The sequence below is a fragment of the Serratia sp. SA088 genome (assembly GCF_049065515.1).
In the GTDB taxonomy this organism is placed as follows: domain Bacteria; phylum Pseudomonadota; class Gammaproteobacteria; order Enterobacterales; family Enterobacteriaceae; genus Serratia; species Serratia nematodiphila.
On the sequence record NZ_JBAKGW010000002.1, the window covers coordinates 61,991 to 86,147 of the forward strand.

The following is a 24,157-nucleotide window of genomic DNA, read 5'->3' on the forward strand; positions in this document are numbered from 1 at the left end:
CTGCTGTAGAAGTCCCTCTGGCGTATTTTTCGCTGGCAAGCCGGGTGGCCAGTGAAGCCGCTCCCTCTTCGTTTGCCGATGTTGCCCCCAGTCGGCCACTCTTCTATAGTATGTTGTAACTAATATGGGAGTGTGCGATGAGCAGATACGATGTGATTGGCCGAATGAACGCCTGCTTTAACGAGCTGGAGCAGGCGCTCGGCGCATTGCAGCAGCAGATCACCCCGCTGCGGTTGCTGGCGGCGCGGGTGTTCAGCCTGCCGGAGGTTGAAAAAGGCCAGGAACATCAGGCCATTTCGCATATCGCGGTCGAGCAGCATGTGGGGCAAGCGGCGCGCGATCTGGCGCTGGAACATTATCAGCGGCTGTTCATCCACCATAACCGGGAGAATGTCAGCAGCAAGGCCGCCGTGCGCCTGCCCGGCGTCATCTGTCTGGCGGTGGAGCCGCCGGAGTATCAGGCGCTGCAAACGCAGCTGGCGCTGATAAACCGCCTGAAGGGCGAACTGGAGCAGATTATCACCGTCGATTCCGGCCTGGCGCCGGAGCAGCGTTTCGAGTTCGTGCACACCCATCTGCACGGGCTGATTACCCTCAGCGCCTATCGCACCCTCACCGCCCTGAGCAATCCCGACTCCGTGCGCTTCGGCTGGGCCAACAAGCACATCATCAAAAACGTCAAGCGGGACGACATTCTGGCGCAGCTGGAGAAAAGCCTGAAAGCCGGCCGCGCGGTGCCGCCGCACAGCCGTGAACAGTGGGCCGCCCTGGTCAGCCGCGAAATAGACGACGTCAGCCGGCTGCCGCAGCAGGCGACGCTGAAGATCAAACGGCCGGTAAAAGTGCAGCCGATCGCCCGGGTGTGGTATCAGCAGCAGCAAAAACAGGTGCAGCACCCCTGCCCGCTGCCGCTGATCGCCCTGTGTCAGGTTGAAAGCGGCGCCGTGGTGCCGAAGATCGGCGAACTGCTCAACTACGACGCCGAGGCGGTGAAACACCGTTACAAACCCGACGCCAGGCCGCTGCGGCTGCTGGTGCCGCGTCTGCACCTGTATACCGACGACGCTACTCGCTGAGGGCATACACCCGCAGGCGATGGCCGTCCGGATCTCGCGCCACGAAGGTGTAACCGAACTCCATCTCGGTCGGCGTTTGCTCGATAGTCAGCCCAAGCTCACGCCACTGGTTATAGCGCGCCTCCACTTCTTGCGGATCCTGGCATAAAAAGCCCAGTTCACCGCCGCCGCCGGTCAGCGTGGCGGCGGGTTTTACCCCCTGTTTGGCCCACATCCCCAGCTTGAAGCCGTTGTTGAGCACGAACAGGGCAAAGCCGGGCGAAAGCTCCACCGGCGCCTGCCCCAGCAGACGTTGATAAAAGGCGGCGCTGTTGAGCGGGTTGTCGACGTAAAGCAGGGTCATGCTGGGAAGGGTCATCGGTCTGTCCTTTGGGTGATGGGAACCGGCCGGTTCCCGATAGGCACAGACTAAGGCGCGCGACTGACAGTTTATGGCAGCAGCGTGCCGCTATTGCTCCGCAATGCCCTCGCTGAGGCGCCACTCTTTCAGCAGCCGCCGTCGGCCACGCGGATAGCGCTGTGCAAGCGGTGTGGCGGCCTGAATGCGATCGAGACGAAAATGGCGAAAGGCCTGACGCAGCTCGCACCAGGCGACCAACATCTGAAACTGATCGAAAAAGCCCAGCGCAAAGGGCCACAGCAGGCGTTCGCTGCGCTGCCCCGCCAGATCGAGGTAGTCGATATGCAGTTTGCGCTCGCAGCGGATGGTGTCTCGGATCAGCACCCGCATCTTATCCGCCACCGGCGGCGCCTGAACCGGCGCGATAAGCAGCGTATTGGCTTCCAGCTCCTCCCGCAGCGCCGGCGGCAGCACCGCGGCGATCTTGGCCAGCGCCTGACCCGCCGCGCTCGCCAGTTGGCTGTCGCCGCGGCGGCTGACCCAGCGCATCCCCAGCACCAGCGCTTCTGTCTCCGCCGGCGAGAACATCAGCGGCGGCAGCATAAAGCCGGGGCGCAGCACATAGCCGACGCCCGCCTCACCGGCGATTTCCGCCCCCTGCTGCTGCAGCGTGGCGATATCGCGGTACAGGGTGCGCATGCTGATGCCCAGCGTCTGCGCCAGCGCATGGCCCGCCACCGGATAACGGTGGTTGCGCAGCAGCTGCATCAGATCGAGTAAACGTTGTGCGCGCGACATATCACGGCTCCCTGCATAGCGCGGTTTGGACAAAATCGGCAAAGGCCCGCGCCTTGGCCGAAACGAAATGGCCGCCGGGGAACACCGCCCACAGCGCCAGCGGCGGCAGTTGCCAGTCCGCTAATACCGCGATCGCCGCCCCGCTTTGCAGCTCGCTGCGAAACAGGCCTTCGCTGGCGACGGTGGCGCCAAAGCCCGCCAGCACCAACTCGCGCACGCACTCCGCCGCGTTAACCCGCATGCGCCCCGGCAACCGCAGCGCGCGCTGTTCCCCTTCGCGGCTGAAGCGCCACTGCTCGCCGCCGCCACGGCGATGGTAAATCACCATCTCGTGCTGCAACAGATCTTCCGGCCGCTGCGGCATACCGGCAGCGGCAAAATAGCCGGGCGTGCCGATCACGCATTGCTTTACCTCACCCAGCTTGCGGGCGGTAAAACCGGAATCCTCCAACTCGCCAACACACAGGGCAATATCGATGCCTTCTTCAATCAGCGACAGATTGCCGTCATCCAGCAGCAGATCAACATGCAACCGTGGATTGGCGCGCATAAACGCCGTCAAATCAGGCAAGGGAACGATGCGGGCGAACACCGCCGCCGAAGCGACCCGCAACCGGCCGCTCAGGGTCTCGCCGGCGCTCTGCACCAGCGCTTCCGTCTCCGCCAGCTCGTTCAGAATGCGCCGGGTGCGTTGATACAGCTGCTGTCCCGCATCCGTCGGCTGCAGGCCGTGGGTCGAGCGCAGCATCAGGCGCGTGCCGAGCTGCTGTTCCAGCCGCGCCACCGCTTTTGAGACCGCCGGCTGCCCCATGTGCAGCCTCCGCGCCGCCGCGGTAAAGGAGCCGCTCTCGTAAACGCAGGCATAGGTTTCGTAATCAGCAAATTTACCCATGGCATTCCTTGCTGGAATAACAGTTAGCATTTATTGCAGTCTACACGCGCTATTTCGGAATGGGCAAGATGAACGCTCCCCCCATTCCCGTCAGGAGAACGCATGACACTGCAAGACAAACTCGATGCCTTCAAAGCGGCATTAGAAGCCGACCAACTGCCGTTCAAACTCGCGGCGCAAGATCACGCGCTGATGCGTGAAGCGATCCAGACGCAGATCGCGTCGGGCATGGCCGAACGCGCCCTGAAGGTCGGCGACGCCGCGCCCGGCTTTACACTGTCGGACAGCGAAAACCGACCATGCTCTTCCACGGCGCTGTTGGCAAAAGGGCCGCTGGTCGTCAGTTTCTATCGCGGGATCTGGTGCCCTTACTGTACGCTCGATCTGCAGGCGCTGCAGGCCGCATTGCCCGCCATCACGCAGTACGGCGCGCAGTTGTTGGCCGTTTCGCCGCAGAGCGCGGTGCATAGCCGCCAGGCCGCGCGCGATCACGATCTCACTTTTCCGTTGCTCAGCGATACAGGCAACCGTCTGGCGGCCCAGTTCGGCCTGCGTTACCGCCTGCCGGACGCGCTGATCGCCCTGTATCAACAGCGGCTCGGCCTCGATCTGGCGCAGTTCAACCAGGATGACAGCTGGACGCTGCCGCTGCCGGCGCGATTCGTCATCGCCCGCGATGGCCGTATTGTCTACGCCGAAGCGCACGCCGATTACACCCAGCGGCCAGAGCCGCAGGCGCTGTTATCGGTGCTAGAGATGTTGGCTTGAAAAGACGGGGCGCAACCGCGCCCCATTTAGGCATGACGTCATTATTTCTGCATGCTGCCGACCATCGCTTCCGGCCGCACCCACTCGTCGAACTGCGCTTCGGTCAGGTAGCCGAGCTTCAGCGCCGCGGCTTTCAGCGTCAGCCCTTCCTTGTGCGCTTTCTTGGCGATTTCCGCCGCCTTGTCATAACCGATATGGGTATTGAGCGCCGTCACCAGCATCAGCGATTCGTTCAGCAATTGGGAGATGCGATCGCGGTTCGGTTCAATTCCCACCGCGCAGTGCTCGTTAAAGCCCTGCATGCCGTCGGCCAGCAGGCGGATCGACTGCAGGTAGTTGTGGATCACCATCGGGCGGAACACGTTCAACTCGAAGTTGCCGGAAGCGCCGCCAATGTTCACCGCCACGTCGTTACCCAGCACCTGAGCGCACAGCATGGTCATCGCTTCGCACTGGGTCGGGTTGACCTTGCCCGGCATAATGGAGCTGCCCGGCTCGTTCTCCGGGATCGAAATCTCACCAATGCCGCAGCGCGGGCCGGACGCCAACCAACGCACGTCGTTGGCGATCTTCATCAGCGAAGCCGCCAGCCCTTTCAGCGCGCCATGCCCTTGCACCAGCGCATCGCAGGTCGCCAGCGCTTCGAACTTGTTCGGCGCCGTGACGAACGGCTGATGGGTCAACTCCGCCAGCGCTTTAGCGACGCGCACCGCGTACTCCGGATGGGTGTTCAGGCCGGTGCCGACCGCCGTGCCGCCCAGCGCCAGCTCGGCAATGTGCGGGATACTGTCCTCGATGTGTTTCAGATTGTGCGCCAGCATCGCCGCCCAACCGGATATCTCTTGCCCCAGGGTCAGCGGTGTGGCGTCCTGCAGATGGGTGCGGCCGATTTTGACGATATCGCGGTAGGCTTCGGCCTTGCCGCTCAGCGTCTTGTGCAGCACTTTCAGCTCGGGGATCAGGTGTTCGCGCAGCGCAATCACCGCCGCCACGTGCATCGCGGTGGGAAACACATCGTTGGAGCTCTGGCTTTTATTGACGTCGTCGTTCGGGTGCACCTTGCGCTCTTCACCGCGCACGCCGCCCAGCAGCTCGCTGGCGCGGTTGGCCAACACTTCGTTCATGTTCATGTTGGTCTGGGTGCCGGAGCCGGTTTGCCAGATTGACAACGGGAACTGGTCGGCATGGCTGTCCGCCAGCACTTCGTCGGCGGCATTGATGATAGCGGCGCCCCGCTCGGCCGGCAGCAGCCCCAGATCCACGTTGACCTGCGCGGCGGCGCGCTTGGTCAACGCCAGCGCGTGGATCAGCGCGGTCGGCATCTTTTCGGAGGAAATACGGAAATGCGCCAACGAACGCTGGGTTTGCGCGCCCCACAGCTTGTCGGCCGGTACTTCGATGGGGCCCATAGAGTCTTTTTCGATACGAACGCCTGCCATCATTGTCTCCTTAGCATAATTCCTAAAATTGTAGGGTTAGGCCGACGCGCTACCCCCCGTCGGCACGCATTCCCAGTATAGTGACATAATAACTATTCGCATTAAGAGAGTTATCTCACAGCACGATTCATCTCTTTTACCCATTCATGACGCGGTTATTTGCCGTTGGTTAACCCGCGCCGAAATAAAGGCGAAGAAAGAACCGGGATAATAAACGCGGAGATGAAAATTAACGCGCATGACGCAAATTAAAATTATTGATGCGCTGCGCCTGTAAGTGATTGAGTTCATCGATCCGCTGCTGTTGCAAATGATTGATCTCATCGCAGGCATCCTGCCGTTCATTATGGCGATACGCCCCGGTCGCCACCGCGCCAGCGGATGCGCCACGGGTGCAGTCACGGCGGGAAGCGCGACCGGTGCGGGTGCAACGACGATCGGCGCCGGCGTTATCACCACGGCGCGCGGGGCCACGTAGGGATAGGTGACGATCACCGCCCCCTGGGCTGCGCCGGTGCAAAGCCCCAACAACGGCAACCATTTTTCATGCAACAGACCTTTCGTTTCGTTAAATCGACTCATTAACGGCTACGGTAAAACGGTCTGTCGTTCAGGTTTAAGCTCGGCGTGTGATCGCCCGACTTGGCGCAAAAATAATAATAAGAGAATGGCTCAGAAGGTAAAAAATAAATTCCGCCGACATAGTTTGACATGCCGATAAATAAATAATGACGTAGAAAGCCTGCGCTGTCGGCAATAATTTCTTTCCCTCCAATCTACGATCGATTGACGGATTTGCCGGGCTCTCTTGAGGCCGGTGCGCCATTTGAGACGCCGATCGTTATCACGCTATACTCTGGCCGCGTGGCCGGACGCAACCTTATCCGGCGTTTTTTTGATCGCGCCCATGAAGGTTCCTGCCGACGCGGGCGTATGATGGTTGTCGGCACAGATGAAGCGAATCTTATAAAATCAGTAAGTTATTGCCATTAGTGCGGCAATGACGCAAAGGACGTTTATCGACATGCAAAAAATGACCAACGCGGTACAGAATTACGCCTGGGGCAGCCACGATGCGCTGACCCGTCTTTACGGCATCGCCAACCCGGATAATCAGCCGATGGCCGAACTGTGGATGGGCGCGCATCCCAAGAGCCCTTCCCGCGTGCCCGGCGCCGATGGCGCACTGCGTTCGCTGCGCTTTCTTATCGATGAAGACCAGCCAAAGCAGCTGGGCGCTGACGTCGCCAGCCGCTTTGGCGAGTTGCCGTTCCTGTTTAAAGTGCTCTGCGCCGATCAACCGCTGTCGATCCAGGTCCACCCGAGCAAAGCGGCGGCCGAGATCGGCTTCGCGAAAGAGAACGCCGCCGGCATCCCGCTGAGCGCCGCCGAACGCAACTATAAAGATCCCAATCACAAGCCCGAGCTGGTCTTCGCCCTGACGCCGTTCCTGGCGATGAACGGCTTTCGCGAACTGGCCGATATCGTTTCCCTGCTGCAACCGATCGCGGGCGCGCACCACGACATCGCCGCCTTCCTGCAACAGCCGGACACCGCGCACCTCGCGACCCTGTTCGCCAGCCTGTTGACGATGAGTGGCGAACAAAAATCGCTGGCGCTCGGCGTGCTGAAAGCCGCGCTCAACAACCAGCAGGGAGAACCCTGGGATACCGTGCGCTTTATCGCCGGCTTCTATCCGGACGACAGCGGTCTGTTCTCACCGCTGCTGCTGAACGTGGTGCAGCTCGCGCCGGGCGAGGCGATGTTCCTGTATGCCGAAACGCCGCACGCCTACCTGAAAGGCGTGGCGCTGGAGGTGATGGCCAACTCGGATAACGTGCTGCGCGCGGGCCTGACGCCGAAATTCATCGACGTGCCCGAGCTGCTGGCCAACCTGCAGTTCCGCCCGCAACCGGCTTCCGGCCTGCTGACCCAACCGGAGCAACGCGGCAACGAGCTGTTCTTCCCGATCCCGGTGGAGGATTTCGCCTTCTCACTGCACGATTTGACCGCCGCACCACAGGCGCTGGCACAGCGAAGCGCAGCCATCGTGTTCTGCGTCGCCGGCGAAGCGACGCTGGAGAAATCCGGGCAACGCCTGACGCTCAAACCGGGCGAGTCCTGCTTTATCGGGGCGTTCGAATCCCCGGTCAACGTCAGCGGCAGCGGCCGCATCGCCCGGGTTTATAACCAGCTGGCCTAACCGTTGATAAATTTCAGCAAATTGCTTGCTGAAAGCGAGAGCTACCCCCACAATTAAACGCCTGCGGGCGTTTTTTGTCGGCTCCTATTTGCCCCTCCCATGCAACGGAGGGTGATAAGAAAAAAAGGATGAAACAGAGCTATGAAAAAATCGTTAGTCGCTGTCAGCGTCATTGTCGTTCTTGGCGCAGCATGGACCGGGGCATCCTGGTACACCGGGAAACAGATCGAGCAGCACATGGGCGAAGTCGTCGACAACGCCAACGGCCAACTGAAAGCCTACCTGCCGAAAGCCGGCGTCAAGCTGAGCTATGAAAATTACCAGCGCGGCCTGTTCAGCAGTAAAGTGCGTTATGTGCTGCGTTCCGACGGCACGGATACCAGTGAAAATGCGGCGCTGAAAGCCGGTGAAGAAGTGGCGTTCCTGGAAACCATCGATCACGGTCCGTTCCCGTTCGCGCAGCTGAAAAAATTCAACCTGCTGCCGAGCATGGCGTCGGTGCATACCGAGCTGGAAAACACCCCGGCGGTGAAAGGCCTGTTTGAAACCACCAAAGGCAAATCGCTGTTTACCGCCGATTCGCGCATCTCGTACAGCGGCGATACCGCGTCCACCATCGACTTTATCCCACTGGACTACCAGAAGGATAAATCTTCGCTGAAATTCAGCGGCGCCACCATTGACGCCGATGTGTCCCGCGATCTGAAAAAATTCGCGCTGGACGCCAATAGCGACACTATCGTGTTCGCCAGCCCGAACGAATTCGGCCAAAACGAGCAGATCACCTTCCAGGGCTTCAACCTGAAAGGCAACAGCAACGAAAGCAAGTTCGGCGTGAAGCTCGGCGATCAGACGATGACGCTGAAGCAGTTCAAACTGACGATCGACGGTAAAGATACCGTGGCGTTGGACGGTTTCAATCTGGTGAGCAAGTTTGGCGAGCAAGGCAGCAGCAATATCGGCGGCCAGATCGACTACACCATGGACGCGCTCAAGGTGCAGGGCAACGACTTCGGTGCCGGTAAACTGACGCTGAAAATCGACAACGTCGACGGCAAGGCGCTGAAAGACTTCTCCGACAGCTACAACCGCCAAACCATGGCGCTGCTGCAGCAGGGCGAGAACCTGGATCCGGACGTCTACGAACAGCAGACCTCCGAGATGCTGCAAAAGAACCTGCCGCTGCTGCTGAAAGGCAACCCAAGCCTCAGCATCGCCCCGCTGAGCTGGAAAAACAGCAAGGGTGAGAGCGTCTTCACGCTGGATCTGGCGATGACCGATCCGAGCAAGGCCGCCTCCCCGGCACAATCGCCGGATCAGTTGATCGCGCAGGCGGTTAAAAAGCTGGATATCAACCTGACCATTCCGGAAGCGATGGCTACCGAAGTGACCGCGAAGACCGCCTTGTTGCAGGGCTATAATGCGGAAGACGCGCAGAAACTGGCGCAGCAGCAAGTGCAGGGCCTGGCGGCCATGGGTCAGATGTTCAAGCTGACCACCCAGAAAGACGGCGTGATCGCGAGCAAGTTCCACTACGCTGACAATCAGGTTGACCTGAACGGCAACAAGATGTCGCTGCAGGAGTTCATCGGCCAGTTCGCCATGCTGGGCGCCCCGGCGGAAGACGCTGAACCGGCTCAGGAAGCGGAACCCACTCCGGCACCGGCGCAGTAATCGCCTGAAAACCTAACAAGGGCCCCCTGCGGGGCCCTTTTTATTTACGCCGCATAAACCGCATCGCGGATCTGCTGCGGGTAGCGGCCGCACATGCCCTCAAATGCGGTATTGGTCAAGACAACCACGCTCAGCTGCGCCTGTGGATCAAAGAACCAGCTGTGGCCGTAAACGCCGCCCCAGGTCAGCGTGCCGGCATGCTGCGGCGTCTGCGCGGCATCTGGATCCACCAGCAGCGCGCCGCCAAAGCCGAAGCCCCAGCCCGGCCCTTGCGTTTGCGCCTCGGCGCCGACGTGCGGACTGCGCAGCAACGCCACCGTATCCGGCTGCAAAATGCCCTGCCCGCCGCTGCGCAGCGCCTCCACCAGCCGCAGCACGTCGTCGGCATCACCGACCATGCCCGCGCCGCCGGAGGGATAAGCCCCGGCGTTAAGCGCGCGCGCCGGCGAGAACGTCACTTCTCCCCCCGCCATGCCTTCCGGCAAGGCGATTCGCACGCCTTCCGGCATGCGCCGCGGCCCCTGCGGCGTATTGTAATAAGGCGTCGCCAGGTTCGCGGCGTCCGTCGCATGGAACGCGGTATTGCCGAGCCCCAGCGGCTGCGCCACCCATTCGACAAACAGCTGCGGCAGCGACATGCCCGTCACTCGCTCCAGCACCGCGCCAAGCACGTCGATCGCCAGCGAATAATTGAAGCGCTCCCCCGGCGCCGACAGCAACGGCGCCTGCGCCAACAGCCGCAGGTTTTGCTCCAGCGTCAGCGTCGACAGCTCCACGCCGTCCTGGATCCCCAACTGATGGTAAACGCCCGCCGGCGGTTGGTTCAGCCGATAGTCCAGCCCAGCGGTATGGCTCAGCAAATGACGGATCTTGATCGCCAGGCGCCGGCCGTCCGCCAGCGCCGGGGTAAACCACGGCAGCCAGTCGCTGACCGCATCGTCCAGGCTCAGCTTGCCCCGTTCAATCAGGCGCAGCGCCGCCAGCGTGGTATAGGGTTTGGAGACCGACGACAGCCGAAACTGCGTTTCTCGCCGCATCGGCCGCCGCGCTTCGCGATCGGCATAACCGGCCGCCCCGGCGTAGCAAATTTCGCCCTGCCGCGCCACCAGCACCACGCTGCCCACGATGCGCCCTTCGGCCATCGCCTGTTGATCGATCGCCGCGATCCGTTCTGTTAACGCCCGTTGTGTTGCCGACATGATTTTTATCTCGCTGAGGGAAAGTAAAACCAGTCTAAAACGTTCGTCATAAATTAAAATAAGGCATAATTTAATGAATCATTAAGCACAGGTTATTAATAGATGAGTTCACTCCTGCAACTGCTGCCCTATTTCGAAGCCGTCGCACGCCTGGGTAACTTTACCCGCGCAGCCAACCAACTGGGCGTCACGCCGCCGGCGGTGTCGCAAAACATTCAGGCGCTGGAGAATCAGCTGGGAGTGCGCTTATTTCACCGCACCAGCCGCTCGGTGCGCCTCAGCGACGAGGGCCGGTTGTTCTATCAGAAGGTGTCGCCGGCCATGGGCCAGATCGATGTGGCGGCGGACGATGTGCGCGCTCTGGGCGCACAGCCGGCAGGCCTGCTGCGCATTACGCTGCCGCAGTTGGCCGCTTCGCTGCTGGTGATGCCGCATCTGGCGGCGTTTCAGCGGCGCTATCCCGAGGTGCAGCTGGAGCTGTTTACCGAAGACCGCTTTTCCGATCTGGTGCTGGGCAGTTTCGATGCCGGCATTCGCATGCACGCCATGCTGCAAAAGGACATGATCGCCGTGCCGATCGATAACGGCCAGCGCCGGGTGCTGGTCGCTTCGCCTGACTATCTGGCGCGCTGCGGCGCACCGGCCACGCCGGACGATCTGCCTGCTCACCACTGCCTGCGCTACCGTTTTCCCGGCAGCGGCAAACTGGAACCCTGGTATTTCAGCCTGGGCGACGATGAACGCGCGCTGGACGTCAGCGGCAGTTTGATTTTTAACGAAGACAGGCTGATCAAGGATGCGGCGTTGGCGGGGCTGGGTATCGCACAGCGTTTTCAGGGCACGGTGTTGCAGGAGCTGGCACAGGGGCAACTGGTGGAAGTGCTGCCGGGTTACGCCAGCGAAGCGTCGGGATTTTTCATCTACTTCCCCGCCGGCAGACATCTGCCGCTCAAACTGCGCGCCTTTATCGATTTCATGCGCGAGCAACGTGAACGGCAGCATCGGTGGTAGGGGCGCCCCGCCGGCGCCCCTGATTGTCAGCGCTTCTCCAGCGCCTGGATGATGCGATAAGTCGCCTCGACCCGATCGTCGTTCGGGAACCATTTGTTGGCCAGCATCACCACGGCGATATTCTTCGCCGGGATAAACACCGCGTAGGTGGAGAAACCGCCGGTAGAGCCGGTTTTGTTATACCAGCCGGCGCGCAATTCCGGCTGCGGCGGCGTGATGGCGGTAGCCGGCGTGCCATTCATGATCATCCCGGCGTTGTTGCCCTCGATCAAACGCGACAGTTTCACCGGATACGGGTAGTTCTCCCACATCAGATCCTGCGTGAACGCGCCCGCCTTATAATAGCCGGCGTGCGTCGCGGCCAGCGCGTCGCGCCACGGCTGTGCGACCTTCACCTGCTGCAGGTTGGCGTCCAGATAGCGAATCAGATCGCGAGCGTTGGACTTGATGCCGTAAGACTCGGCGTCCAGCGGGCCGGGATTGACCCGCACCGGCTTATCGTCCTTGTTGTAACCCTGCGCATAGTTGGCCATCTGCGCCGCCGGCACCTGAACGTAGGTGTGGCTCATGCCCAGCGCCGGCAACATCCCCTGTTCCATCGCCTGGATAAACGGCTGGTCGAGGCTTTTGGCGGCGATCATGCCCAGCATGCCGATACCGAGATTGGAATAGACGCGGTAGCTGCCCGCCGGGTGTTTCGGCTGCCAGGCCCGGTAGTAGGCCATCAGTTGGGCGTTGTCGGTCACGTCGTCCGGCACGAACAGCGGCAGGCCGGAGGTATGCGTCGCCAGATTCAGCAGGCTGACGCCGTCGAAGGCGCTGCCGCGCAGCTCGGGCAGGTAGCGGCTGGCCGGATCGTTGAACGACAGCTTACCCTGCTGCTGCGCATAGACCGCCAGCGTCGCGGTGAAGGTTTTGCTCAGCGACCCCACTTCGAACAGCGTCTGCTCGGTGATCGGTTTGCCGGTCTGCTTCGAGGCCACGCCATACGGGTAAATCTGCTGTTTGCCGTCAACCGACACGGCGATCGCCATGCCCGGCACGCCATATTTTTTCATCAGCGGCTGAATAACGGCGTCGATATCCTGCTGCTGTGCGGCCTGTGCGGTCGGCAGGATCAGCGCGGCGATCAACGCGGCCGCCAGGCGGTTCATTTTCGTCATGATAGAAGCTCTCAGGTTGCAGGGCATCGGCCGCGGCCAAAAGTTTTTATTGGCGTTATGCACGGCGCTTTCCCTGGTTGATGATGTCATTCCTTTACGGCTGCCGCGACGCTCTCAGCAGCCGCGCCAAATATCGGATTTTGCCGCCGGGTTGACAAGCGATAATAATTTCAGCCAGCATAAAGAAAAACTTATGGCTATCGACAATGCGCAATCGACTTCCCCTCAACGCCCTGCGGGCGTTCGAATCCTCCGCCCGCCACCTGAACTTTACCCGCGCCGGCCTGGAGCTGCGCGTCACCCAGGCCGCCGTCAGCCAGCAGGTTCGCATGCTGGAAGAACAGCTGGGCATTCAGCTGTTCCGCCGCCTGCCGCGCGGCCTGGATCTGACCGAAGAAGGCCAGGCGCTGCTGCCGGTGTTGAACGACGCCTTCGACCGCATCGAGGCGGTGCTGCAGCAGTTCGAAGGCGGGCATTTCCACGAGGTGCTGACGGTGGCGGTGGTCGGCACCTTCGCCGTCGGCTGGCTGATGCCGAGGCTGGCGGCGTTCCGCACGGCGCACCCGTTTATCGATCTACGGGTGCTGACCCACAACAACCTGGTCAATCTGTCGGCCGACGGCATGGATTTCGCCATCCGCTTCGGCGAAGGCCTCTGGCCCGCCACCTGCAATATCAAGCTGTTCGACGCGCCGCTGACGGTGCTCTGCCCGCCGGCGGTCGCCGTGCGCCTGCGCACGCCGCAGGATCTGCAGTACGAGCAGCTGATGCGCACCTACCGCAAAGATGAATGGGAGCGCTGGTTCACGGCTGCGCAGGTGACGCCGTGGCGGATCAACGGCCCGGTGTTCGACTCGTCAAGACTGATGGTGGAAGGCGCGATCCAGTGCGACGGTGTGGCGCTGGCGCCGGTCAGCATGTTCCGCCGCGAACTGGCCGCCGGCGTGCTGCAGCGGCCGTTCGCCGCCGAGGCCGCGCTTGGCGCCTATTGGCTGACCCATTTGAAGTCGCGGGACCTGACGCCGGCGATGAAAACCTTTATCGGCTGGATCCGCCGGGAGGCGGAAGAGGAACAGCGGCGGGATTAGGCGGAGCCGCGCCGGATCAGCGTCGGCGGCAGAATGACGTTCTGCGCCGGCAGGTCGGCGTCACCGATGCGCTGCAGCAGGCGCGCGGCGGCGCTGCGCCCCACTTCCCGCGCCGAGCTGGAGACGAAGGTCAGCGGCGGCTCGGTCAGCTCGGCCTCCGGCACGTCGCCGAAGCCGATCAGCGCCACCTGCCGCCCGTAGTAAGCGTCAACCCCATCCGAGCCGATGCTGCGGCCGCTGCGCGTCAGGCCAAAATAGGCGCCAAGCGCCACCGAAGCCTTGTGGCAGACGACAGCGGTAATGTTCGGGTAGTGGCGCAGCAGCTGTTCCGCCGCTTGCGCCGCCTCACGCTGCCGGCAATCGCACTCGACGATCCATTCGCTGCGAAACGGCAGGCCGTACTGCACCAGCGTGGCGCAAAAGCCGCCCAACCGCTCGGCACGCGTCAATGAGTCGCTCTGGCCGCCAAGGTAGGCGATTTGGCTGTGGCCGCGTTTGATCAAAAATTCGGTGGCCAGTTTGGCGGCCTGCATGTTGTCCGGCCGCACCACGTCCACCCCATCGAGACCGCTGGAGCGCGCCACGCACACCAACGGTACGCCCTGCTCGGCCGCCTTCTCCTTCAACCCAGCCGCCGCGCGAATGCCGCCGGCCAGCACGATACCGTCGACGCCCTGCGCCAGCAGCGCGTCAAACGCCCGCTGCAAGCCCTGGCCGTCGCGCCCGCTCTGGGTTAAAAACAGCAGTTTGTCGTGCGCCTCCAGCGCTTCGCTCAGCCCGGCGGTCATTTCGGCATAGAAGGGTTCGCAAATGTCGCGCAGAACGAGGCCGATCACCCCGGATTCACCGCCGCGCAGCGTCGCCGCTTGACGATTGCGCACGTAGCCCAGCTGCTCTATCGCCTGATTGACCTTCTCGACGGTGGTCGGCGAAATCCGCCCCTTGCCGCTCAACACCAGGGAAACCGTGGTGACCGACACGCCCGCCTGCTGCGCCACATCGGTGATGGTGATTTTTTTGATGCTCATAGTCTCTGCGAACCCGTTCCTGGGCAACCCGCGCCGTAATGATCAAGGGTATACCGAATCCGTTAGCTCAGTAAAACGTTTTACTGCCTGCCGCATTGTCGCCAAAAACCGGGCGGCATATTTGTGATTGGTGGCGTATTTTTGCTAGGTAAAACGTTTTATCTTCTTTTTACCTAATCAGCAGTCCCCTTTTTGCTCGTCTTTTCGCCAGGAGAAGTCGGTTATGTCAGCAGCCAACAAACCCAAAATCACCCTCTGGGAGTTCTTCCAGAGCCTGGGCAAAACGTTCATGTTGCCCGTCGCCTTGCTCTCTTTCTGCGGCATCATGCTGGGGATCGGCAGCTCGCTGAGCAGCCGCGACGTGATCACCCTGATGCCGTTTATCGGCCACCCGATCTTCCAGCTGATCTTCACCTGGATGAGCAAGGTAGGCTCCTTCGCCTTCAGCTTCCTGCCGGTGATGTTCGCCATCGCCATTCCGCTGGGCATGGCGCGCGAAAACAAAGGCGTCGCCGCGTTCTCCGGTTTCGTCGGCTTCGCCGTGCTGAATCTGGGCACCAACTTCTACCTGACCGCCGCCGGCGTGCTGCCCACCAGCGATCCGCTGGTGCTGAAAGCCAACAATATCCAGAACATCCTCGGCATTCAGTCGATCGATACCGGCATCCTCGGCGCGGTGATCGTCGGCATCATCGTCTATCGCCTGCATGAACGCTTCCACACCATCCGCCTGCCGGACGCGCTGGCGTTTTTCGGCGGCACGCGCTTCGTGCCAATCGTCACCACCGTGGTGCTGGGCCTGTGCGGCCTGGTGATCCCGCTGATCTGGCCGTGGTTCGCCGCCGGCATCACCGGGCTGGGCTGGGTGATCAACAGCGCCGGCGCCTTTGGCCCGATGCTGTTCGGCACCGGTGAACGCTTGCTGCTGCCGTTCGGCCTGCAGCACATTCTGGTGGCGCTGATCCGCTTTACCGAGGCGGGCGGTACGATGGAGGTGTGCGGCCACAGCGTCAGCGGCGCCCTGACCATCTTCCAGGCGCAGCTCTCCTGCCCGACCACCACCGGCTTCGCCGAGAGCGCCACCCGCTTCCTGTCACAGGGTAAAATGCCGGCGTTCCTCGGCGGCCTGCCGGGCGCGGCGCTGGCGATGTACCACTGCGCCAAGCCTGAGAATCGTCACAAAATCAAAGGGCTGTTGATTTCCGGCGTGGTGGCCTGCGTGGTCGGCGGCACCACCGAACCGATCGAATTTTTGTTCCTGTTCGTCGCGCCGTTCCTGTATCTGATCCACGCGCTGCTCACCGGGTTGGGCTTTACCGTGATGGCGCTGCTGGGCGTGACCATCGGCAACACCGACGGCAACATCATCGACTTCGTGGTGTTCGGCATTCTGCACGGCACCGCCACCAAGTGGTATCTGGTGCCGGTGGTGGCCGCCGTCTGGTTCGTCGGCTATTACGCCATTTTCCGCTTCGCCATCCAGCGCTTTAACATCAAAACGCCGGGCCGTGAGAGCGACAGCGCCGTCAGCCAAAGCGCGCCGAGCGGCGCGGTGGGCAAATCCGGCTACAACGTGCCGGCGATTCTGGCGGCCCTCGGCGGCCCGGGCAACGTTATCACGCTGGACAACTGCATCACCCGCCTGCGCCTGTCGGTCAACGACATGAGCCGGGTGGACGACGCGGCGCTGAAGGCCAACCGCGCCATCGGCGTAGTGCATCTCAACGACCATAATCTGCAGGTGGTGATCGGCCCGCAGGTGCAATCGGTGAAAGATGAATTAGACTCACTGATAGCCACGGCGCAACCTGCCGCGGCGCTGCAGGGAGCCACCCATGTTTGATTTCTCCACCCCGATCGACCGCCACGGCACCTGGTGCACCCAGTGGGACTATATCGCCGATCGTTTCGGCAGCGACGACCTGCTGCCGTTCACCATCTCCGATATGGATTTCGCCACCGCACCGTGCATTCTCGAGGCGTTGCAGCAACGCCTGCAGCACGGCGTGCTGGGCTACAGCCGCTGGCAGCACGAAGATTTTCTCGGCGCGCTGCGCCACTGGTATCAGCAACGTTTCAACACCGCTGTCGACACCGCAACGGCGGTGTACGGCCCCTCCGTTATCTACATGGCGGCGCAGCTGATCCGCCAATGGTCCGTGCCGGGCGACTACGTGGTGACCCATACCCCGGCCTACGACGCCTTCTACAAGGTGATCCTCGCCAACCAACGCCAGCTGTTGGCCTGCCCGCTGCACAAGGCCGGCGACGACTGGCGCTGCGACATGGCGCACCTTGAGGCGTTGCTGGCGCGGCCGCAAACCAAGATCCTGCTGCTGTGCAGCCCGCATAATCCCACCGGCAAAGTGTGGCGCCGCGACGAGTTGCAGCAGATGGCCGAACTGTGCGAGCGCCACGACGTGCGCGTCATCAGCGACGAAATCCACATGGATATGGCATGGGGGGAACACCGCCATACGCCGTGGAGCCAGGTGGCGACCGGCGCCTGGGCCTTGCTGACCTCCGGCTCCAAGAGTTTCAATATCCCGGCGCTGACCGGCGCCTACGGCTTTATCAGCGATGACGCCAGCCGCGAAGCCTACTTCCAGCAGCTCAAATCCCGCGACGGCCTCTCCTCGCCGGCGGTGTTGGCGGTGGCGGCGCACGTGGCTGCCTATCGCCACGGCGAACCCTGGCTGGACGCCCTGCGCGACTATCTGCAGGATAATCTGAGCTACGTCGCCGAACGGCTGGAGCAGGCGTTTCCCGCGCTGGGCTGGCGCCCGCCGCAGGCCACCTACCTGGCCTGGATCGATCTGCGGCCGCTGGCCGTAGACGATCGGGCGCTGCAGCAGGCGCTGATTGAGCGCGAAAAGGTGGCGATCATGCCGGGCTTTACCTACGGCGAGGAAGGCCGCGGGTTCCTGCGTCTCAACGTCGGCTGCCCGCGCGGCAAGCTGGAGGCCGGCATGGACAAGCTGATCGCCGGGTTGAGGGTGGTGCTGGGCGAGAAATAACGCGAGGGGGCGAGCCTCTGCCCGCCCCTCGGTTACGCCTGAACAGACGGAATTTCCTCCAGATGACGATAGACCGTCAATCCCCATTCGTTAGCTAACCGCACGTCGTTATCGGCTCCCGCAGATGCCCCTTCGATGCGATACACCGCCTGACACTGCGCAATCAGCCGATGGGCCACCGGGTAAAGAAACACCTCGCTCACCGCATCGCCAACCTGAGTGGAGCCTGCCGCCGCCGCCAAAGGCAGCGCCAGCCATTCGCCGATCACCGGCACGTGTCCCCGCAGGTAAACCGCCAGCGCCGCCTGTTCCAGGCGCGCCAGATTGGCGGCGATACGCTGCGGATCGCCATCGGTGCCGCTGCGATAGGGGCCGGCGATCAGGATTTGTTGTGCTTTCATCGTTCTTCCTCCAACGTCCGGTTCAAGGCGACAAACTGCAGCAGCATGATGGTCTTGGCGTCAACGATCGCGCCCTGACGAATCGCCTGCAGGGCCTGCGCCAGCGGCAGCTCGATCACCTCCAGATCCTCGCCCTCCGCCGCCACCCCGCCGCCCTCGTTGACGCGATCGCCCGCCTGATATTCACCGACGAAAAAGTGCAGCTTCTCGGTGACCGAACCTGGGCTCATGTACGCCTCGAACACTTTCTCCACGTTCTGCACGAAATAGCCGGTTTCCTCTTCCGCTTCGGCTCTGATGCGCGCCTCCGGCGACGCGTTGTCCAGCAGCCCGGCGGCGGCCTCAATCAGCATGCCGTCATGACCGTTGACGAACACCGGAAAGCGGAACTGGCGCGTCAGGATCACCGTCTGCGCCTGCCGGTTGAACAGCAAAATCACCGCGCCGTCACCGCGATCGTAAGTCTCACGGCTTTGCCGCTGCCAGACGCCGTCGCGCCGCAGAAAATCAAAGGTGGTTTTTTTCAGCAGGTACCAGTCATCGGACAACACCCGGGTTTCGACAATGCGAACCCTGTCTTTGGTGGCTATCATCGGTTTACTCCGCCAGAGGAAGGAAATTGATACTATCGTGCAGTTTCGTGTATAATCAAGATATTTCGTGCAAAGCAAATTTGAGGGAAAAATGGCCATGTTGACCAGCCAGCGCAAGAAAATCATCCTGGAGAAACTGGCTCAGGACGGCCAGGTGTTGGCCAAGCAGCTCAGCGAGCTGTTCGGGCTGTCGGAAGACACTGTCCGGCGCGACCTGCGCGAACTGGACGCCGAGGGGTTGCTGCAGCGGGTGCACGGCGGCGCCCTGCCGGTTTCATCCGCCATCGCCAGCTTCGCCGAACGCAATCAGTTGGAATCCGGCGCCAAACGCGCGATCGCCAAAGCGGCGGCGGCGCTGATCGCCCCCGGCCAGGTGGTGATCATCGACGGCGGCACCACCTCCGCCGAGCTGGTCAGGCAGCTGCCGCTCAGCCTGAACGCCACCATCGTCACCCACAGCCCCAGCGTCGCCGTGGGCCTGGCCGATCATCCCACGGTGGAGGTGATCCTGATCGGCGGCCGGTTGTACAAGCATTCGATCGTCAGCGTCGGCGCCGCCGCGGTGGAAGCGATGTCGCATATTCGCGCCGATATCTATTTTATGGGCGTGACCGGCGTGCACCCCACTGCGGGGCTGAGCACCGGCGATCTGGAAGAGGCCTACATCAAGCGCGCGCTGGCGGCCCGCGCGGCGGAAACCGTGGTGCTGGCTTCCGCCGCCAAGCTTAACGCCGCCTCGCAGTATGCGATCGGCGATATTACGCTGGCGCATACCATCATCGTTGAACGCGCCACCGACGACGCATTGATCGCGCCGTTGCAGCAGGCGGGCGTCAGCGTGTTGAAAGCCTGATTCACGACGATAATGCGATACACCTCGCATTATTTGTGATGCAAGTCACTTTTTTATGCAACGAGATGGCAAGTTTCATTCATTTGTTTTTATACTGTTCTGCACTTTACCTACGATAAATTAGCGAGTGCCCAGCATGATCGATCCCCGCCTACCGCTTACCGACATTCACCGCCATCTCGACGGCAACATCCGCGCGCAGACCATTCTCGACCTCGGTCGCCAGTTCAACCTCACCCTGCCGGCCAACGATTTGGAGAGCCTGCGCCCGCACGTGCAGATCACCCACACCGAACCGGATCTGGTCAGCTTCCTGCAGAAACTGGACTGGGGCGTAGCGGTGCTGGGCGATCTGGACGCCTGCCGCCGGGTGGCCTACGAAAACGTCGAGGACGCAGCCAACGCCGGCCTGCACTACGCCGAGCTGCGTTTTTCCCCTTACTACATGGCGATGAAGCATCAGCTGCCGGTCGCCGGCGTGGTGGAAGCGGTGATCGACGGGATCCGCTCGGGCTGCCGCGATCGCGATATCGACATTCGCCTGATCGGCATCATGAGCCGCACCTTTGGCGAGGCCGCCTGTTTGCAGGAGCTGGAAGGGTTGCTGGCGCACCGCGACGGCATTACCGCACTGGATTTGGCGGGCGATGAGCTGGGCTTCCCCGGCAGCCTGTTCCTCAGTCACTTCAACCGTGCGCGCGACGCCGGCCTGCGCATCACCGTGCACGCGGGCGAAGCCGCCGGCCCGGAAAGCATCTGGCAGGCGATCCGCGAGCTGGGCGCCGAACGTATCGGCCACGGGGTGAAAGCGGTCGAAGATCCGGCGCTGATGGACTTCCTGGCGGAACACGGCATCGGCATCGAGTCCTGCCTGACCTCCAACATCCAAACCAGCACCGTGCCGTCGCTGGCGCAGCATCCGCTGGCCACCTTCCTGCGCCACGGCGTGCTGGCGTCGATCAACACCGACGATCCGGCGGTTCAGGGCATCGAGATCGAGCATGAATACCGCGTCGCCGCGCCGCAGGCCGGGCTGACGCCGGAAGAAATCCGCACCGCGCAGGAAAACGGCCTGAAGCTGGCTTTCCTCAGCGAGCAGGAAAAACAGGCGCTGCGCGCCAAAGTTCAGGGCTAATCTCCCCAGGCGCCAAACGGCGCCTTCTTCTCATCCCCCGTTTTCTTCCGCCTGCTCGTCTTTATCGCTGTTTTCACCCCATCACTCTGTTGCAAGAGAGGAATTCCGCATGTCTGACAAACTACGCCGTATCGTGCTGACCGGCGGCCCGGGTTCGGGCAAAAGCACGCTCATCGACGTTCTTCATCGCCGCGGTTACCCGCATTCGCAGGAGGCGGGCCGGGCGATTATTCAGGATCAGGTGAGTATTGGCGGCAATGCGCTGCCGTGGGGCGATCGCCAGGCTTTCGCCGAGCGGATGCTCGATTGGGAACTGCGTTCATGGCGCGAAGCGACGGGCGCAACATGCTGGTTCTTCGATCGCGGCCTGCCGGATATCGCCGGTTACCTGACGCTGTGCGGATTATCGATCCCCGCCCCCTTAACAGCGGCGATCGACGCCTTTCGCTATGCCGATACGGTGTTCATCGCCCCGCCGTGGCGAGCGATTTATGCGCAGGACAGCGAGAGAAAACAGTCTTTCGCCAAAGCCGAGCAAACCTATCGGGCGATGGTGGCCATCTATCGCCGTTATGGCTATCGGCTGCAAGAGCTGCCGCGCGCCTCACCCGATGAGCGCGCCGACTTTCTGCTCGACGCGCTGGGCCACCGTTAGCGGCCTGCGGCCTATTTGGCCGCCAGCGCCTCCGCCTCGGCCCGCTGTTTGGCGGTTTTACGCGCATAGCGCTGCGCCAGCACCGCGCACACCATCAGTTGCACCTGGTGGAAAATCATCAGCGGCAGCACCATGGCGCCCACCGCCGCAGCCGGGAATAGCACGTTGGCCATCGGGATGCCGTTCGCCAGGCTCTTTTTCGAACCGCAGAAGACGATGGTGATTTCATCGGCGGTGTTGAAGCCCAGCCAGCGCGCCGCGTAGGTGTTGATCACCAGCACCACCGTCAGCAGCACCAGCGACATCACCAGGATGGTCAGCAGCGACCAGCCGTCGATACGGTGCCAAATCCCTTCCACCACCGCCGCACTGAACGCGGTATACACCACCAGCAGGATCGACGAACGGTCGGTCAGGTTAATCAGTTTGCGATGGCGGTCGATCCACTTGCCGATCAGCGGCCGCGCCAGATGGCCGATCACGAACGGCACCATCAGTTGCAGAATGATTGAGCCAATGGCGTGCAGCACGTCGGTATTGCCGCCCTGGGTATGCATCAACGCCCCCACCAGCAGCGGCGACAGGAACACGCCAAGAATGCTGGACGCTGAGGCGCTGCAGATCGCCGCCGCCACGTTGCCGCCCGCCGCCGAGGTAAAGGCGATGGCCGACTGCACCGTGGCCGGCAGCGCGCACAGATAGAGGAAGCCGAGATAGACCGTCGGCGTCATGATGCCCGGCACCAGCAGGTTCATCGCCAGCCCGAGCAGCGGGAACAGCGCAAAGGTGCTGAGGAACACCAGCAGATGCAGCTTCCAGTGGCTCATGCCGGCGACGATCGCCTCGCGCGACAGCTTGGCGCCGTGCATAAAGAACAGCAGCGCGATGGCGGCGGTGGTCAGGTGTTCAAAGAAGGTTTTCCAGATGCCTTCGCAGGGGAACAGCGAGGCGACGATCACCACCAAAATCAGAACCAGCAAAAATTTATCAATGCGCAAACGCTGCAACCAGGACATGAAACGGATTTCCTTGCACCTAACACCATGAAAAGGCCCGGCGTTGTGCACCGAGCCGCTGAGAAACGGACGGGATCAGGCCACCGGCAGCGCCTGCTGCAGCCGGGCCGATTCCAACCCCAGTTCGATCAATGCCATCACCGCGATGGCGTCGGCGGCCGGCACCGGGTTTTCGCCTATGCCGGTGATCGCGTCGCGCACCGCCGCGTAATAAGCCGGATAATTGCCGGGAATATTGAGCAGCGGTTGCTCCGCCAGCAGATCGTCACGTGACAGCGTCACCACGCCGTCGCGCATGTCATAGCCCCAATCGGCCTGCGGCAAGCGCTCGCCGGCCTTCAGCCGGTCCTCCTGCGGATCGAGGCCGTATTTGACATAGCTGCCGCGGGTGCCGTGCACGACGTAGCGCGGGCTCTCCGCCGCCGCCAGCATGCTGGCGTGCAGCACCACGCGTCGATCGCCATAGTTCAGCAACGCGTGGAAATAGTCCACCGCCTGCGCCCCCGGCCGCAGCTCACCCAGATCGACAAACAGTCGGTCGGGCTTGCCGAATACTTGCAGCGCCTGATCGAGCAGATGCGGCCCCAAATCGAACCAGATGCCGCTGCCGACGCCGCCCTGTTCGCGCCAGCGCTGACGCACCTGCGGCCGGTAGCGATCGAAGTGCGATTCGAAGTACACCACCTCGCCCAGCGAACCGTCGTTCAGCAACGCTTTAAGGGTCAGGAAATCGCTGTCCCAGCGGCGGTTGTGGAACACCGACAGCAGTAAACCGCTCTGCTGCGCCTGCTGTTGCAGCGCCCGAGCTTGTGACAGCGTCACGGTAAACGGTTTATCCACCACCACGTGCTTGCCGGCGGCCAGCGCCTGTTGCGCCAGCGGGAAATGAGTGTCATTAGGGGTGGGAATCACGATCAGATCGAGGGCCGGATCGGCGAACAGCGCTTGCGCATCGCCCACCACCGTCATCGATGGCCAGTCGGCGTGCACTTTGCCGGCATCGCTGCTGGAAACGGCGGCCAGTTCCAGCCCCGGCGTACCGGCGATTAGCGGCGCATGAAAGGTTTTACCGGCGTAGCCGTAACCGACCAGCCCGACACGAATTTTTTCAGCCATGGGATTTCCTCTTGCAGGCTCACGACAGACCCTTTCGATTTGACACCATGCGGCCGGATGGAACAAGAAGTAAATGAGATGTTAATTCGAAGCGAGGCCGGAGTAGCCAAACGTGCGGCCCGGCGTCGCGATGCCGAGCTATCCGCTTGATAGAGATGACGAAGCCTATATTACCCGCTAAGCTATGCCGCCTGTGATCCCCGATTCAATCAGGAAGCCGTTTTATGTCTCAAGCTGAATACTCTCGTATCGGCGGTTGGTTGCTGGCCCCGCTGGCCTATCTGATCGTTACCCTGCTCAGCGCCAGCCTGATGCTGCTCCTGTACGCCATGGCGATCTTCATGCCCGAGTCGCGCGACTATCTGTTGACCAACGCCCAGGCGTTTACCCTGCAATGGTACTTTTCGGTGCTGACCACGCTCTTGATGTGGGGCTTTACCCTGTGGCTGGTGTTTCTGTTCTGCCATCGGTCGCAGCGCTTCCCTAAACTGTTCTTGTTATGGCTGCTGATCACGGTGATCCTGGCGGTGAAAGCCTTCGCCTTCGCGCCGGTGCCGGATGAAGTGGCGGTGCGCAGCCTCGGCTGGCCGCTGCTGATGGCGGCGCTGCTGGTGCCTTATATCAAGCGCTCGCAGCGGGTCAAAGGCACCTTTACCGAACGTTAAAGGCGGTTGCAGCACGTTTTATCGGGT

At 62.0% G+C, this 24,157-nt stretch carries 24 protein-coding genes; 12 read left to right on the top strand and 12 right to left on the bottom strand.

Annotated elements, in window-relative coordinates; translation table 11 throughout:
• Positions 1-137: 137 nt before the first annotated feature.
• On the top strand, positions 138-1,076 hold the full coding sequence (gene tus / locus ACOWVD_RS05165; protein WP_421105488.1) for a DNA replication terminus site-binding protein: 939 nt from the start codon (positions 138-140) through the stop codon (positions 1,074-1,076).
• Here tus and ACOWVD_RS05170 read toward each other — a convergent pair.
• The 3 genes from ACOWVD_RS05170 to ACOWVD_RS05180 all read right to left on the bottom strand — a co-directional run bounded on the left by ACOWVD_RS05170 (position 1,066) and on the right by ACOWVD_RS05180 (position 3,106).
• Entirely contained in the window at positions 1,066-1,434 is a 369-nt protein-coding gene (locus ACOWVD_RS05170) for a VOC family protein (protein ID WP_004938508.1), read from the bottom strand. The genes tus and ACOWVD_RS05170 overlap by 11 nt on opposite strands.
• A 90-nt stretch (positions 1,435-1,524) precedes the next feature.
• Positions 1,525-2,214, bottom strand: coding sequence for a helix-turn-helix transcriptional regulator (locus ACOWVD_RS05175; protein WP_421105489.1), 690 nt, complete (start codon positions 2,212-2,214; stop codon positions 1,525-1,527).
• A 1-nt stretch (position 2,215) separates the two neighbouring features.
• On the bottom strand, positions 2,216-3,106 hold the full coding sequence (locus ACOWVD_RS05180) for a LysR family transcriptional regulator (RefSeq protein WP_049241184.1): 891 nt from the start codon (positions 3,104-3,106) through the stop codon (positions 2,216-2,218).
• Positions 3,107-3,208: 102 nt separating this feature from the next.
• Between ACOWVD_RS05180 and ACOWVD_RS05185 the strand changes: the two genes are divergently transcribed.
• The gene (locus tag ACOWVD_RS05185; RefSeq protein ID WP_049241186.1) at positions 3,209-3,874 is read left to right on the top strand and encodes a peroxiredoxin-like family protein; all 666 of its coding nucleotides are present in this window, start codon (positions 3,209-3,211) and stop codon (positions 3,872-3,874) included.
• A 41-nt stretch (positions 3,875-3,915) separates the two neighbouring features.
• On the opposite strand, the gene fumC is transcribed toward ACOWVD_RS05185, so the two are convergent.
• Together fumC and ACOWVD_RS05195 are read right to left on the bottom strand one after the other, a co-directional pair.
• Positions 3,916-5,313, bottom strand: coding sequence for a class II fumarate hydratase (gene fumC, locus ACOWVD_RS05190; RefSeq protein WP_197763755.1), 1,398 nt, complete (start codon positions 5,311-5,313; stop codon positions 3,916-3,918).
• A 144-nt stretch (positions 5,314-5,457) separates the two neighbouring features.
• Entirely contained in the window at positions 5,458-5,895 is a 438-nt protein-coding gene (locus tag ACOWVD_RS05195) for a hypothetical protein (protein ID WP_239504280.1), read from the bottom strand.
• A 442-nt stretch (positions 5,896-6,337) separates the two neighbouring features.
• Between ACOWVD_RS05195 and manA the strand changes: the two genes are divergently transcribed.
• Complete coding sequence (manA, locus tag ACOWVD_RS05200) at positions 6,338-7,516, top strand: mannose-6-phosphate isomerase (RefSeq protein WP_049241189.1); 1,179 nt, start codon at positions 6,338-6,340, stop codon at positions 7,514-7,516.
• Positions 7,517-7,657: 141 nt separating this feature from the next.
• Complete coding sequence (locus ACOWVD_RS05205; protein ID WP_049241190.1) at positions 7,658-9,190, top strand: YdgA family protein; 1,533 nt, start codon at positions 7,658-7,660, stop codon at positions 9,188-9,190.
• 44 nt (positions 9,191-9,234) lie between these two features.
• Here ACOWVD_RS05205 and ACOWVD_RS05210 read toward each other — a convergent pair whose 3' ends face one another.
• The gene (locus ACOWVD_RS05210) at positions 9,235-10,389 is read right to left on the bottom strand and encodes a serine hydrolase domain-containing protein (protein WP_164095050.1); all 1,155 of its coding nucleotides are present in this window, start codon (positions 10,387-10,389) and stop codon (positions 9,235-9,237) included.
• Positions 10,390-10,491: 102 nt separating this feature from the next.
• Here ACOWVD_RS05210 and ACOWVD_RS05215 point away from each other — a divergent pair, with 102 nt between their 5' ends.
• Positions 10,492-11,400 (top strand): LysR family transcriptional regulator, encoded by a 909-nt coding sequence (locus ACOWVD_RS05215; RefSeq protein WP_049241193.1) that lies wholly within the window; start codon positions 10,492-10,494, stop codon positions 11,398-11,400.
• Positions 11,401-11,426: 26 nt separating this feature from the next.
• On the opposite strand, the gene blaSRT is transcribed toward ACOWVD_RS05215, so the two are convergent.
• Positions 11,427-12,563: an SRT/SST family class C beta-lactamase gene (gene blaSRT, locus ACOWVD_RS05220; RefSeq protein ID WP_164095048.1), complete on the bottom strand. Its 1,137-nt coding sequence runs from the start codon at positions 12,561-12,563 to the stop codon at positions 11,427-11,429.
• A gap of 206 nt (positions 12,564-12,769) precedes the next feature.
• Here blaSRT and ACOWVD_RS05225 point away from each other — a divergent pair, with 206 nt between their 5' ends.
• Positions 12,770-13,651: a LysR family transcriptional regulator gene (locus ACOWVD_RS05225; RefSeq protein WP_049241194.1), complete on the top strand. Its 882-nt coding sequence runs from the start codon at positions 12,770-12,772 to the stop codon at positions 13,649-13,651.
• Here the strand turns inward: ACOWVD_RS05225 and ACOWVD_RS05230 are convergent.
• Entirely contained in the window at positions 13,648-14,679 is a 1,032-nt protein-coding gene (locus ACOWVD_RS05230) for a Mal regulon transcriptional regulator MalI (RefSeq protein ID WP_015377763.1), read from the bottom strand. The genes ACOWVD_RS05225 and ACOWVD_RS05230 overlap by 4 nt on opposite strands.
• 223 nt (positions 14,680-14,902) lie before the next feature.
• On the opposite strand from ACOWVD_RS05230, the gene malX reads away from it, so the two are divergent.
• Together malX and ACOWVD_RS05240 are read left to right on the top strand one after the other, a co-directional pair.
• Entirely contained in the window at positions 14,903-16,522 is a 1,620-nt protein-coding gene (malX, locus tag ACOWVD_RS05235) for a maltose/glucose-specific PTS transporter subunit IIBC (protein ID WP_015377762.1), read from the top strand.
• A complete protein-coding gene (locus tag ACOWVD_RS05240) occupies positions 16,515-17,696 on the top strand; it encodes a MalY/PatB family protein (RefSeq protein ID WP_049241196.1) in 1,182 nt (393 codons plus the stop codon). Before malX ends, ACOWVD_RS05240 begins: the two co-directional genes overlap by 8 nt.
• 32 nt (positions 17,697-17,728) lie before the next feature.
• Here ACOWVD_RS05240 and ACOWVD_RS05245 read toward each other — a convergent pair whose 3' ends face one another.
• Entirely contained in the window at positions 17,729-18,097 is a 369-nt protein-coding gene (locus tag ACOWVD_RS05245) for a hypothetical protein (protein WP_049241198.1), read from the bottom strand.
• Positions 18,094-18,690 carry an NUDIX domain-containing protein gene (locus ACOWVD_RS05250; protein WP_015377759.1) on the bottom strand — a complete coding sequence of 199 codons (597 nt, stop codon included), beginning with the start codon at positions 18,688-18,690 and terminating at the stop codon, positions 18,094-18,096. The genes ACOWVD_RS05245 and ACOWVD_RS05250 overlap by 4 nt, the downstream gene beginning before the upstream one ends.
• Before the next feature lie 97 nt (positions 18,691-18,787).
• Between ACOWVD_RS05250 and ACOWVD_RS05255 the strand changes: the two genes are divergently transcribed.
• The 3 genes from ACOWVD_RS05255 (at position 18,788) to ACOWVD_RS05265 (ending at position 21,333) form a co-directional block, all read left to right on the top strand.
• Positions 18,788-19,543: a DeoR/GlpR family DNA-binding transcription regulator gene (locus ACOWVD_RS05255; protein WP_049241210.1), complete on the top strand. Its 756-nt coding sequence runs from the start codon at positions 18,788-18,790 to the stop codon at positions 19,541-19,543.
• Between the two features lie 136 nt (positions 19,544-19,679).
• The gene (add, locus tag ACOWVD_RS05260) at positions 19,680-20,678 is read left to right on the top strand and encodes an adenosine deaminase (RefSeq protein WP_049241200.1); all 999 of its coding nucleotides are present in this window, start codon (positions 19,680-19,682) and stop codon (positions 20,676-20,678) included.
• Positions 20,679-20,787: 109 nt separating this feature from the next.
• Entirely contained in the window at positions 20,788-21,333 is a 546-nt protein-coding gene (locus tag ACOWVD_RS05265) for an AAA family ATPase (protein ID WP_164095046.1), read from the top strand.
• 11 nt (positions 21,334-21,344) lie between these two features.
• Here ACOWVD_RS05265 and ACOWVD_RS05270 read toward each other — a convergent pair whose 3' ends face one another.
• Both ACOWVD_RS05270 and ACOWVD_RS05275 read right to left on the bottom strand, forming a co-directional pair.
• Positions 21,345-22,349 (bottom strand): bile acid:sodium symporter family protein, encoded by a 1,005-nt coding sequence (locus tag ACOWVD_RS05270; protein WP_004938453.1) that lies wholly within the window; start codon positions 22,347-22,349, stop codon positions 21,345-21,347.
• A 75-nt stretch (positions 22,350-22,424) separates the two neighbouring features.
• Positions 22,425-23,465, bottom strand: a complete 1,041-nt coding sequence (locus ACOWVD_RS05275) for an oxidoreductase (protein WP_421105490.1) — start codon at positions 23,463-23,465, stop codon at positions 22,425-22,427.
• 224 nt (positions 23,466-23,689) lie between these two features.
• Here ACOWVD_RS05275 and ACOWVD_RS05280 point away from each other — a divergent pair, with 224 nt between their 5' ends.
• The gene (locus tag ACOWVD_RS05280; protein ID WP_015377754.1) at positions 23,690-24,130 is read left to right on the top strand and encodes a DUF2569 domain-containing protein; all 441 of its coding nucleotides are present in this window, start codon (positions 23,690-23,692) and stop codon (positions 24,128-24,130) included.
• Positions 24,131-24,157: the final 27 nt, after the last annotated feature.